Annotated in this window: 13 protein-coding genes; 2 read left to right on the top strand and 11 right to left on the bottom strand. The window is 57.4% G+C overall.

The window, feature by feature from the left end:
* Positions 1–14: 14 nt before the first annotated feature.
* The 9 genes from AC1RMX_RS10005 to AC1RMX_RS09965 all read right to left on the bottom strand — a co-directional run bounded on the left by AC1RMX_RS10005 (position 15) and on the right by AC1RMX_RS09965 (position 5,084).
* The gene (locus tag AC1RMX_RS10005; protein WP_493071686.1) at positions 15–623 is read right to left on the bottom strand and encodes a phage baseplate assembly protein V; all 609 of its coding nucleotides are present in this window, start codon (positions 621–623) and stop codon (positions 15–17) included.
* A gap of 3 nt (positions 624–626) precedes the next feature.
* On the bottom strand, positions 627–1,148 hold the full coding sequence (locus AC1RMX_RS10000) for a hypothetical protein (RefSeq protein WP_096819603.1): 522 nt from the start codon (positions 1,146–1,148) through the stop codon (positions 627–629).
* A 73-nt stretch (positions 1,149–1,221) separates the two neighbouring features.
* Positions 1,222–1,560 carry a phage holin family protein gene (locus AC1RMX_RS09995; protein ID WP_493071684.1) on the bottom strand — a complete coding sequence of 113 codons (339 nt, stop codon included), beginning with the start codon at positions 1,558–1,560 and terminating at the stop codon, positions 1,222–1,224.
* A 123-nt stretch (positions 1,561–1,683) separates the two neighbouring features.
* Positions 1,684–2,118 carry a tail fiber assembly protein gene (locus AC1RMX_RS09990; RefSeq protein WP_096819605.1) on the bottom strand — a complete coding sequence of 145 codons (435 nt, stop codon included), beginning with the start codon at positions 2,116–2,118 and terminating at the stop codon, positions 1,684–1,686.
* 152 nt (positions 2,119–2,270) lie between these two features.
* Positions 2,271–2,690, bottom strand: a complete 420-nt coding sequence (locus AC1RMX_RS09985; RefSeq protein ID WP_493071681.1) for a tail fiber assembly protein — start codon at positions 2,688–2,690, stop codon at positions 2,271–2,273.
* 141 nt (positions 2,691–2,831) lie between these two features.
* Entirely contained in the window at positions 2,832–3,233 is a 402-nt protein-coding gene (locus AC1RMX_RS09980) for a tail fiber assembly protein (RefSeq protein ID WP_096819607.1), read from the bottom strand.
* 153 nt (positions 3,234–3,386) lie between these two features.
* Positions 3,387–3,818 carry a tail fiber assembly protein gene (locus AC1RMX_RS09975; RefSeq protein WP_096819608.1) on the bottom strand — a complete coding sequence of 144 codons (432 nt, stop codon included), beginning with the start codon at positions 3,816–3,818 and terminating at the stop codon, positions 3,387–3,389.
* 194 nt (positions 3,819–4,012) lie between these two features.
* A complete protein-coding gene (locus AC1RMX_RS09970) occupies positions 4,013–4,201 on the bottom strand; it encodes a hypothetical protein (RefSeq protein ID WP_134825654.1) in 189 nt (62 codons plus the stop codon).
* Positions 4,202–4,349: 148 nt separating this feature from the next.
* A complete protein-coding gene (locus AC1RMX_RS09965; protein WP_085729827.1) occupies positions 4,350–5,084 on the bottom strand; it encodes a LexA family transcriptional regulator in 735 nt (244 codons plus the stop codon).
* Between the two features lie 210 nt (positions 5,085–5,294).
* Between AC1RMX_RS09965 and mutS the strand changes: the two genes are divergently transcribed.
* On the top strand, positions 5,295–7,877 hold the full coding sequence (mutS, locus tag AC1RMX_RS09960; RefSeq protein ID WP_096819609.1) for a DNA mismatch repair protein MutS: 2,583 nt from the start codon (positions 5,295–5,297) through the stop codon (positions 7,875–7,877).
* Positions 7,878–8,040: 163 nt separating this feature from the next.
* Positions 8,041–8,364 carry a ferredoxin FdxA gene (gene fdxA / locus AC1RMX_RS09955; RefSeq protein ID WP_007908827.1) on the top strand — a complete coding sequence of 108 codons (324 nt, stop codon included), beginning with the start codon at positions 8,041–8,043 and terminating at the stop codon, positions 8,362–8,364.
* A 488-nt stretch (positions 8,365–8,852) separates the two neighbouring features.
* Here the strand turns inward: fdxA and rpoS are convergent, their stop codons facing one another.
* On the bottom strand, positions 8,853–9,860 hold the full coding sequence (gene rpoS / locus AC1RMX_RS09950) for an RNA polymerase sigma factor RpoS (protein ID WP_007954831.1): 1,008 nt from the start codon (positions 9,858–9,860) through the stop codon (positions 8,853–8,855).
* Positions 9,861–9,966: 106 nt separating this feature from the next.
* Positions 9,967–10,848 (bottom strand): peptidoglycan DD-metalloendopeptidase family protein, encoded by an 882-nt coding sequence (locus tag AC1RMX_RS09945; protein ID WP_096819610.1) that lies wholly within the window; start codon positions 10,846–10,848, stop codon positions 9,967–9,969.
* Positions 10,849–11,027: the final 179 nt, after the last annotated feature.

The raw sequence follows: 11,027 nt of genomic DNA, 5'->3' as shown, positions 1-11,027 counted from the left end.
GGGAGGCTCTTGATTCAGGGGCTGATGACGCGACCCTGGTGATCCACCAGCGGGCCGCTGAAGTGCACGCCCGAGGTGTCGATCGTCAGGCCGACAGCGCCCAGTTGCAGGTTGATCGCTTGCGGTGTCATCACCAGCCGTGCGGGGCCGATGCTCAGCTCAAGGGATTCGCGAGAACCGCTGAAAGCCACAGGACCGTTTTGCCAGTGCAGGGTGTGAGAGGCATCGTCGTAGCCACTTTCGCTGCCATCGACATGCACCCGTCGCGTCAGCGTGGGGACGGTGGCAGCGGGTGGAAAACGGTCACTGTTCAAGCCGAACAACGCCACGCTTTGCGCACCGCTTTCGCCGCTGCCGTAGTTGAACAGCAGACACTGTTCGCCAACGCTCGGAATCCGCGACTCGCTCTGTGCGCCGGCGCTCGGGTTGAAGAACTTGATGGCCGGGGTGAGCAATCCTCCGTGGCTGACCTTGCAGGTATTGCTCGCCGCATCGACTTCCTGACAGATACCGATGCGGCAATAGCTTTCGGCGCGTCGGTGCAGGTCTTCGATCTCCGCTTCCATCTCGGCCAGGCGTTCGATGATCGGCCCCAGTTGCATACGCAGTAATGCGTCGAACATCGGTCAGGCCTCCAGCGAGGTGTATTGGTCGGGGTCGTCGATGTCGCTGACTTCCCAGGTGCGGGCGAATTTCGGTGTGCCGAGCGGGTCGTCGAGCAAGGTCGGACCGAGGTAGAGGGTCTGGTTGAACGACAGCGTCCAGGCTTTGTTCTGTTGATCGGCACGGGTGAGCAAGGACGGCAATCCATCGATGTTCATCGGCAGATCACATTGATCGCCGGGCAGGCCCCAGCGGTTGTCGGTGATCAGGTTTTTCAGTGCGGCGATCAGGTCGCAGGCAGCAAACGCCGTGGCGGAAACTGCCGGAATGACCTGCAGCGACAGCGTCAGCACATGGGCAATCCGCCCGTTGGCTGCCCGCTCTCCCGGCGCATTTCGTTCGATATCGATCAACACCCAGGCCTTGTCGCCGGGTGCCGTGAAGTCATCGTGATTGCCGACTTGCATGTTCAGGTCAACGTTATTGCGCAAGGCTGTCGCCATCGCCGTGAACAGCTGCGATGGCTGCCGGATCGGTGCGGGCATGCATGACCTCCTTTTCAAATGTCCACGCGCAGTCCCGCCGCACGGCGTGCAGCGAGACAAGAAAGTGAAGGGGTTACTGCGGGTCGCGCGGAGGTACTTCGCAGACGCCGATGCGCTTGGCGGCCCAGCGTTCGTAGAGACCGATGGCGACGTCGGCACCGGCCATTGCGGTCAGGCAGCCGAAGGCGCCGGCGGCCCAGATCGACATGCCGGCGGCGTACAGCAGCATGATCGCCGAGACGCCGCAGATCATGCAGGCGCCGGAGCGCAGGGCCAGCCGGCGCAGCAGTGGCCAGCCGCGGGCGCCGTCCTTGTCGGCGCGCCACATTTCGCCGGAGACCCCGCCCGCCATGGCAAGCAGGATGACCAGCCAGATCGGCATGTCCGCCAACGCTTGTTGCTCGTTTGTCATGTCACGCCTCCTGGTGTGATGGATGAGTGGTGTGTGTTGGGTTCAAACGTTTTCTCTCGAGGCAGGCATTCCAAAAAGCCCGGCATCTCGCCGGGCTTTTCAGTAATGCGTGCTCATTTGTTGTTAGTAAGGTGTCGCAGGCCAGTTGATCGTGGACGGGTAGCCAGGCTGGTTTACGACTTCACTGACAGCGATGATGTATCGCTTATAAGTGATCAATGCTGCCTCATCTGCCGGAGTAGCGATGCCAAGATCAACTTTGCATTGCAATGGATTGAACATCAGGCGACGCGTGGTCTCATCGAAGCGCTGCTGCATGTAAATCGAGGCAAGCGTCAGATGGTCTTCATAAGTCAGCTCGGTAAAAACAAGCCCCTTATCGAAGAAATACTCAACTTTCCAGCCGACTTGAACACCGGAGTTAGCTGTTACATCGTGCCAATTCCCCTGAACCCCATCCGGACTGGTCGTTGGAGCGCTTCCTTCTGTATCCAGCACGTGAGTCACTAATAAAAAAGGTGTTTGGCTAAAAGTCGGGACAAATGCATATCGATTCATTGTTTTTTTCTCTAAATTTTCAGAAGACTGATTTATTCATCTGCACCCCAGCCACCGGGGTTTATTTGCAGATCACAAAGAAACCTCTAGAGAGGCCTTTCAGTCATGCACTCCGGTTTACGATACTGCTGGAGCAAGTACCGCAATTGCATTTATGGCAATGGCGGCCAGACAACGGTCAGTGGGTAACCAGGCTGTTTGTTCACATTACTCAGGTCGATGCAGAACTGCTTGTGAGCCCGCAGATAAGCCTTGTCGGCGTCTGTCGCGATACCCAACTCGACCTTGAATGGCAGCGCGGTCGCGGTCAGGCGATCGTTCAACTTGGCAAGACGGGTGTTTCTTTCGTTGTTCAATCGCAGTGACAACCAGCTCGGCATCGCTGGGTCCGGAGCACTGAACGTCCAGACGCCGTCGTTATTGACTGCTGTCGAGTCATAGTCGATCTGCTTAATGGAAAGACTTGTGACATCCACCCAAAGCTGATCGGCAGGGAATTCTTCTTGAATCGGGTTATTGGTTTCAAAAAGGTTGTCGACCTTACCGCCGACAATGCGTGCGTACTTTTTCATCACTATTACCTTGATCTGCCGGCAACCCGGGCTTGTTTGAAAATCTGCCTGAATCAGTCAAGGCATTCCAAAAAGCCCGGCGCTTAGGCCGGGCTAATCAGTCATGCGATCCTGAATGATCCATTGAGTGGTTAAACCGGCTTACTGAGGCACAACGGGCCAAACAACAGTCCGTGGATAACCTGGTTGCTTGTTGAGATCGCTGATGGCAATGGCGTACTGCTTGTAAACCAGCAACAACGCCGCTTCGGCAGGTTCGGCTACGCCAAGATCAACCTTGAACTGCAACGACTTCCTCAACAGACGATTTTCAATGTCTCTCAATCGCAACAGTGCGTCATATTCGATCTCGTTGATCAGCTCTTCATTGGTTGGTTTTGTGAACGTCCAGCCGCCATTGAAGGACGCGCGGTCATTCACTGCGATTTCAGTGTTTCCGGTTACATCGACCCAATTACCAAAGGGTGAAGTTGCAATCGGCATCTCTTCACTTTCCACCAGACGGGTAACCTTCGATCCTTCTACGAGCGCAAACAACTTCATTCCCTGCTCCTTGGTTTGATATTTCACGAAGATGCGTTCATCTCCAGAGGTACTGCCACAGCGATTGCATCCGCCAGGCACTTCAAAAGGCCCGGCATTACGCCGGGCTCTTCAGTCGTGCACGCGCTGTGGAAGTCTTGTGAGGCGAGTGACTCAGAAAGGAGCAACCGGCCAGTTGAGCGCCGTTGGATAACCGGGCTGATTGTTAATCTCGGTCAGGTCGACGATGTACTGTTTGTAGGCTTGCCACTGCGTCACCTCTGCCGGGGTTGCCGCACCCAGCTCTACCCGGTATTGCAGCGGGTTAAACGGCAGCCATCTGTCCGCAATGTCAAGGCGCAGCTTCTTGCGGGCGGCAGCAATGGCAACGTAGTCACTATAAACGGCTTGAAAGAAGCCAGGTTCCGGGCCGAGGTACCTGTATATCAAGCCAACTTGAGCCTCCGGATTTGTGGTGATATCCATCCAGTAGTCCATCGGTCCTGTCTGTTCAGGAAGTGGCGGCTGACTTTCAGCCTCCACGATTTGGTTGACCAGATAAAAGCTGTACCCGGAGATCAACTCCATCAGTGCATAACGATTCATTCCAATTTCCCTTTGTCTATTTAACCAGGCCCTGCTCTGCACAATATTCATTGCAGGTGATCTGCTCAGAGGAGCATTCCAAAAAGCCCGGCAATGCGCCGGGCTTTTCAGTAATGCACTCCTTTACCTTCCTTCAATCCTGTGTACGTGAAGGAAGCTGACTTTTCGGCGCTACTGGCGCGGTACGAGTCCGTTCAAATTGTTTTTCCGACCGCGGTCCCTGCCCGCCGGATAACTGCTTCTGGTGCTTTACGCTGCACACCCGGGTCAGTTGCCAACCCTCTGAACCGTTGAGGCCGGTTCATCGCTGCCTGTTCTTGTGGAACTAAAGAGCTGTTGTTGCCAGCCGCTTTGTCGAGCGGCTTGGTGGCAAGAATATGCATGTATGCATATCCAGTCAATGCGCAAATGCATTTATTTATGCACAAGAAATGCACGGACGCATGAAAGCCCCGCCAATCAAGGGTTGTCCGGTTTTCTACAGGCGAAAAAAAACCCGCCGTGGGCGGGTTTTATCTGAGAGAGGGATCGTTATCGGGCGTACATGCCCCACCAGAAGACGTGACCGAGGATGACAATCTGCTCCTCCTGGATCTCCTGGAAGCTGTAGTCCTCATCCGGATGCTCATCGCGATTGAAGCTGCGCAGGCGGATACCGGTAGGCAGGCGATAGAGCTGCTTCACCCGCAATTGACCGTTGTGATTGATCGCATAAAGGTCGCCATCGACAATGTCGCCGATCCCGCACTTGCCCGCGTTGACACCGACAGTGGCGCCGTCACGCAGTACCGGCAACATGCTGTTGCCCCGTACGGTCACGCATTTGGCCTGGTCGAACTGCACACCATTATGGCGCAGGCTGCGCTTGCCAAAGCGCAGGCTAGAGCGCTCGCTCTCTTCGATGACGAATCTTCCTGATCCAGCAGCCAATTCAACCTCGCGAAGAAAGGGCACCGACACCTCGTCATCATCGACGGGCGTGTCATCGTCCCACAGGCTTATGTCCTTGAGTTCGGAATGCAACTCCTCGCGCCCGCCGCCGGCGACCGGCGCAACATCCGCGCGCCCGCGCAACTGATCGGTGCTCACGGCGAAGTACTCGGCAATCTTCGAGATGTGTTTATCCGAAGGATCGACGATCTTCCCGCTGAGAATCCGCGAGAGAGTGGATTGAGGCACGCCGGTGCGACGGTGGAGCTCCGTGGGGGAGATCCCGTGCTGATCGAGCAGTGCTCTTAAGACGGAGGATACGTTGCGTTTTTGCATAACGCGCATAGTGCTTGAAGTTTTTCGGGAAGACAAATGCTGATTTGCATAAATCGTGCATAATCGAGCTTTTTGCGCCAGATACCTGTCACCCGGCCGCGATGCCTGCGTCCGACAGACCGCCCATGGTAACCTTGCGCCCATCGCGGAAAAGCCCGGCGACTGCCCCGCTTTTGCCCCACACCTTCCAACGAGTTACCTGACAATCCGATGAATAAAGCCGTCTCCGACCTGTCCTCCCACACCCCGATGATGCAGCAGTACTGGCGCCTGAAGAATCAGCACCCGGACCAGCTGATGTTCTACCGCATGGGCGACTTCTACGAGATCTTCTACGAAGACGCGAAGAAGGCGGCCAAGTTGCTGGACATCACCCTGACTGCCCGTGGGCAATCGGCGGGGCAGGCTATTCCGATGTGCGGGATTCCATATCACGCGGCGGAAGGTTATCTGGCGAAACTGGTCAAGCTCGGCGAGTCGGTCGTGATCTGCGAGCAGGTCGGTGATCCGGCCACCAGCAAGGGCCCGGTGGAACGTCAGGTAGTGCGAATCATCACCCCGGGCACAGTCAGCGACGAGGCACTGCTCGATGAGCGTCGCGACAACCTGATCGCGGCGGTGCTGGGGGACGAGCGCCTGTTCGGTCTGGCGGTGCTGGACATCACCAGCGGCAACTTCACGGTGCTTGAGATCAAGGGCTGGGAGAACCTGCTGGCGGAGCTTGAGCGGGTCAACCCGGTCGAGCTGTTGATCCCGGATGACTGGCCAAAGGATCTGCCGGCGGAAAAACGCCGTGGCGTGCGTCGCCGCGCGCCGTGGGATTTCGAGCGTGATTCGGCGCTGAAAAGCCTTTGCCAGCAATTCTCCACTCAGGATCTCAAAGGCTTCGGCTGCGAAACGTTGACCCTGGCCATCGGCGCCGCCGGTTGCCTGCTGGCGTACGCCAAGGAAACCCAGCGTACCGCCCTGCCCCACCTGCGCAGCCTGCGTCATGAACGGCTGGACGACACCGTGGTGCTGGACGGCGCCAGCCGCCGCAACCTGGAACTCGACACCAACCTGGCCGGTGGCCGCGACAACACCCTGCAATCGGTTGTCGACCGTTGCCAGACCGCCATGGGCAGCCGCTTGCTGACCCGTTGGCTGAACCGTCCGCTACGCGACCTGACCGTGCTGCTCGCACGCCAGACCTCGATCACTTGCCTGCTTGACCGCTATCGCTTTGAAAGCCTGCAACCGCAGCTCAAGGAAATCGGCGACATCGAGCGGATTCTGGCGCGGATCGGCCTGCGCAATGCCCGTCCTCGCGACCTCGCTCGCCTGCGTGATGCACTCGGCGCCCTGCCTGAACTGCAAGTGGCGATGACCGACCTGGAAGCGCCGCATCTGCAACGTCTGGCAACCACCACCAGCACTTACCCGGAACTGGCGGCGCTGCTGGAAAAAGCCATCATCGACAACCCGCCGGCGGTGATCCGTGACGGCGGTGTGCTGAAAACCGGCTACGACAGCGAACTCGACGAGCTGCAATCGCTGAGCGAAAACGCCGGCCAGTTCCTGATCGATCTGGAAGCCCGGGAAAAAGCCCGCACGGGCCTCGCCAACCTGAAGGTCGGCTACAACCGCATCCACGGCTACTTCATCGAATTGCCGAGCAAGCAGGCTGAATCGGCACCGGCGGATTACATTCGTCGTCAGACCCTCAAGGGTGCCGAGCGCTTCATCACGCCTGAGCTGAAAGAATTTGAAGACAAGGCGCTGTCGGCCAAGAGCCGCGCCCTGGCTCGCGAAAAAATGCTCTACGAAGCGCTGCTGGAAGATCTGATCAGTCAGTTGCCACCATTGCAGGACACCGCTGGCGCGCTGGCTGAACTGGATGTGCTGAGCAACCTTGCCGAACGAGCACTGAATCTCGACCTGAATTGCCCGACCTTCGTCAGTGAACCGTGCATGCGCATTACTCAGGGTCGTCACCCGGTGGTCGAGCAGGTACTGACCACGCCGTTCGTGGCCAACGACCTGAGCCTGGATGACAACACCCGCATGCTGGTGATTACCGGCCCGAACATGGGTGGTAAATCCACCTATATGCGCCAGACTGCACTGATCGTGTTGCTGGCCCATATCGGCAGCTTCGTGCCGGCGGCCAGCTGCGAACTGTCGCTGGTGGACCGGATCTTCACCCGGATCGGTTCCAGCGACGACCTGGCCGGCGGGCGCTCGACCTTCATGGTGGAAATGAGCGAAACCGCCAACATTCTGCACAACGCCACCGAGCGCAGCCTGGTGCTGATGGACGAAGTGGGGCGCGGCACCAGCACGTTCGACGGTCTGTCCCTGGCCTGGGCGGCAGCCGAGCGACTGGCGCACCTGCGCGCCTACACGCTGTTTGCCACGCACTATTTCGAACTGACCGTGCTGCCGGAAGCCGAGCCCTTGGTGGCCAACGTGCACCTCAATGCAACCGAGCACAACGAACGCATCGTGTTCCTGCACCACGTGCTGCCAGGGCCGGCCAGCCAGAGTTATGGTCTGGCCGTGGCGCAACTGGCGGGTGTGCCGAGCGAAGTGATCGTGCGCGCCCGTGAACACCTGAGCCGCCTGGAAGACACTGCTTTGCCGCATGAAGCGCCTAAACCGGCCGCCAAGGGCAAACCGGCGACGCCGCAACAAAGCGACATGTTCGCCAGCCTTCCGCATCCGGTGCTGGATGAGTTGGCTAAACTGGACATAGACGACATGACACCGCGCCGTGCGCTCGAAATGCTCTATGCACTAAAGAACCGGATCTAAGCACCGACGAACCGGATATAACGCAAAAGGCTTCAAGCTGTTAGAATCTCGCGCGGTTTGGGATGCTGCTGGCTAATAGCCTGGCTGGCAGACATCGCTCCCGAACCTGGCGACCCCAACCGTGAAGGGGCAACGCTGCCGCCGCCTGAGGAGAAAATTAGAAATGACCTTCGTCGTCACCGACAACTGCATCAAGTGCAAGTACACCGACTGCGTAGAAGTCTGTCCGGTGGACTGCTTTTACGAAGGCCCGAACTTCCTGGTGATTCACCCGGATGAGTGCATCGACTGCGCCCTGTGCGAACCAGAATGCCCGGCCGTAGCCATTTTCTCCGAGGATGAAGTCCCGGAAGAGATGCAAGAGTTCATTCAACTGAACGTCGAGCTGGCGGAGATCTGGCCGAACATCACCGAGAAGAAAGAATCACTGCCGGATGCCGAAGAGTGGGATGGCGTCAAAGGCAAGATCAAAGACCTCGAACGCTGATCTGTCCCGCGTTTGAAGAAAAGGCCCCTTGCGGGCCTTTTTGCTTTTCCGGGTTTTGCTTTTCTTCAGGCAAAAAAAAGGGGCGGTTTGACCCGCCCACATTTTTTCCCTATTCCCTGTGTTCCTTTTCATCGTCCTGATGAATCGCGTCCTGCGATGTCCTTTCCCCTCTTCCTTGAAGGGCGTGTCTGTCCGTCGACACAACCCAGATACTAGAGATTTCCCTGACAGCCGCAACCGGCCTGCTCAGCTAAAACACACTGTCATATGCACTTAATATTTAAAAATAACCATGTAAAACAATAAGTTGAATATCTTCAGCAAGCTCAATGGACGTCTGCCGCAGTGTAAAAATAGCGAACACTTACGAAAGAGTAAGCCAGGGCTTACAACGCGAGACTACAAACCCGGGGAAGCAAACCGCTTTGCCGCAGAAAACAAAAAGCCCCGAACCAGTCGGGGCTTTTTGTGGCGATCACGCAAGGCGCTTATTGAAACAGCGACTCGCTCGACAGGCCGTTTTTCTCGAGGATTTCACGCAGGCGCTTGAGGCCTTCCACCTGGATCTGTCTCACCCGTTCCCGGGTCAGACCGATCTCCAGGCCTACATCTTCCAGCGTGCTGCTCTCGTGACCGCGCAGGCCGAAGCGGCGTACCACCACCTCGCGTTGCTTGTCGGTCAGCTCCGAGAGCCATTGATCGATGCTCTGCGACAGATCGTCGTCCTGCAGCAGTTCGCATGGATCGGTCGGACGGTCATCCGTGAGGGTGTCCAGCAGGGTTTTATCCGAATCCGGACCCAGCGAGACGTCGACCGAAGAAACCCGCTCGTTCAGGCCCAGCATGCGCTTGACCTCGCCCACCGGTTTTTCCAGCAGGTTGGCGATTTCTTCGGGTGAAGGTTCGTGATCGAGTTTTTGCGTCAGCTCCCGTGCAGCCCGCAGGTACACGTTGAGCTCCTTGACCACATGGATCGGCAGCCGGATGGTCCGGGTCTGATTCATGATCGCGCGCTCGATGGTCTGACGGATCCACCAGGTCGCGTAGGTCGAGAAGCGGAAGCCGCGCTCGGGATCGAACTTTTCCACCGCCCGGATCAGCCCGAGGTTGCCCTCTTCGATAAGATCCAGCAGCGACAGCCCCCGATTGACGTAACGCCGGGCGATTTTGACCACCAGCCGCAGGTTACTTTCAATCATGCGCTTGCGCCCGGCGGGATCGCCACTTTGCGACAAGCGCGCAAAATGAACCTCCTCTTCCGGGGAGAGCAATGGGGAAAAGCCGATTTCGTTGAGGTACAGCTGCGTGGCATCGAGTGCCCGGGTGTAGTCGATGTACTTGTGTTGCTTAAGTGAAGCGGAGTGTTTGGATTTGGCACGAACGGAAGGTGGAGCAGCCCCTTCATCATTCGACATCGAATCCGAATCGATGCCGGTCTCCATCAGGAGAACCTCATCGTCGATGTCAAACTCCGGCACTTCTTTACTGAGAGCCATTGTTATAGTCCTTTGGTGAGTTCGACCCCAAGCTCAAGCGACGCCTTTATCCTTGGCAACGCTGGAGCCTGTCCCCTCTACGCGACGGAACAGGCTGGTCTGCAAATCAACGTCTTGGCAGGAACTGCAGCGGATCTACAGGTTTACCTTGTCGGCGAATCTCAAAATGCAGTTTCACCCGGTCTGTACCCGTTGACCCCATTTCGGCAATTGTCTGTCCGACTTTGACCTGCTGCCCCTCCCGTACCAACAGCCGACGGTTGTGTCCGTAAGCACTGACGTAGGTTTCACTGTGTTTGATGATGACTAATTCGCCGTAGCCCCTTAAGCCACTCCCGGCGTAAACCACCGTCCCATCAGACGCAGCTAAAACAGGCTGTCCCAAATCCCCGGCGATATCAATTCCTTTATTCAAACTACCGTTTGAAGAGAATTTACCAATCAGAATGCCATTAGATGGCCATCCCCAGCCGGTCGGGGCCGGGCCCGGTGGAGGCAATGGAGCCGGTGCCGGCTTGTTGGCGACGGACGGTACAACGGCCGCAGAAGTCGCCCCGGAACCGGTGGTTGTGGTGGTCGTCGTGCCATTCGCCTGGCGCCGGATTATCGTGGTTTTGCTCGACGAAGACGGCGCAGAACCGCTGTTGCTCACCACCGCGGTCGACGTTGAACCAGGGCGGCCATCGAAGCGAATCGTCTGACCCGGATGGATCGTGTACGGCGTAGGAATATTGTTCCGGGCAGCGAGGGCTTTGTAGTCCCAGCCGTAGCGAAACGCGATCGAAAACATTGTGTCGCCCGGACGGACTACATACTGCCCGGTCGTCACTGTAGGACGCTGGGCCACCGCATTGTTGCGATCGACGACCCGCACGTTGCTCGATTTGGTGCTGGAGCAACCGACCAGCAAGGTGCTCAAGACAAGGCCAGTCACCAGGCGCTGAAAGCTCGTGTTACCCATACGCTGCGCAATGACTGTGAGACTCACCCGCCGCTCCCTTTGTGGTGGCTGAAAAATGTGGAATGCCGATTCCGGCATGTAACTTCGCAAGTATAACGGGCGAAACAGGCTTTACCTTTAATGAAGCGATATCGCTCGACGCACACGTTTGCTCATGGACGATAAATCCTGTTTAAACAATCGATGCCGCTGTAAGACAGGCGCTC

The sequence above is a fragment of the Pseudomonas sp. GW822-FHT03F04 genome (assembly GCF_058801405.1).
This window is presented reverse-complemented; position numbering and strand designations above follow the sequence as displayed.

Bases quoted from the DNA above. Each gene is read 5' to 3' on its own strand.
- AC1RMX_RS10005 (WP_493071686.1), bottom strand. From the start codon at position 623: ATGTTCGACGCATTACTGCGTATGCAACTGGGGCCGATCATCGAACGC.
- AC1RMX_RS10000 (WP_096819603.1), bottom strand. From the start codon at position 1,148: ATGCCCGCACCGATCCGGCAGCCATCGCAGCTGTTCACGGCGATGGCG.
- AC1RMX_RS09995 (WP_493071684.1), bottom strand. From the start codon at position 1,560: ATGACAAACGAGCAACAAGCGTTGGCGGACATGCCGATCTGGCTGGTC.
- AC1RMX_RS09990 (WP_096819605.1), bottom strand. From the start codon at position 2,118: ATGAATCGATATGCATTTGTCCCGACTTTTAGCCAAACACCTTTTTTA.
- AC1RMX_RS09985 (WP_493071681.1), bottom strand. From the start codon at position 2,690: ATGAAAAAGTACGCACGCATTGTCGGCGGTAAGGTCGACAACCTTTTT.
- AC1RMX_RS09980 (WP_096819607.1), bottom strand. From the start codon at position 3,233: ATGAAGTTGTTTGCGCTCGTAGAAGGATCGAAGGTTACCCGTCTGGTG.
- AC1RMX_RS09975 (WP_096819608.1), bottom strand. From the start codon at position 3,818: ATGAATCGTTATGCACTGATGGAGTTGATCTCCGGGTACAGCTTTTAT.
- AC1RMX_RS09970 (WP_134825654.1), bottom strand. From the start codon at position 4,201: ATGCATATTCTTGCCACCAAGCCGCTCGACAAAGCGGCTGGCAACAAC.
- AC1RMX_RS09965 (WP_085729827.1), bottom strand. From the start codon at position 5,084: ATGCAAAAACGCAACGTATCCTCCGTCTTAAGAGCACTGCTCGATCAG.
- mutS (WP_096819609.1), top strand. From the start codon at position 5,295: ATGAATAAAGCCGTCTCCGACCTGTCCTCCCACACCCCGATGATGCAG.
- fdxA (WP_007908827.1), top strand. From the start codon at position 8,041: ATGACCTTCGTCGTCACCGACAACTGCATCAAGTGCAAGTACACCGAC.
- rpoS (WP_007954831.1), bottom strand. From the start codon at position 9,860: ATGGCTCTCAGTAAAGAAGTGCCGGAGTTTGACATCGACGATGAGGTT.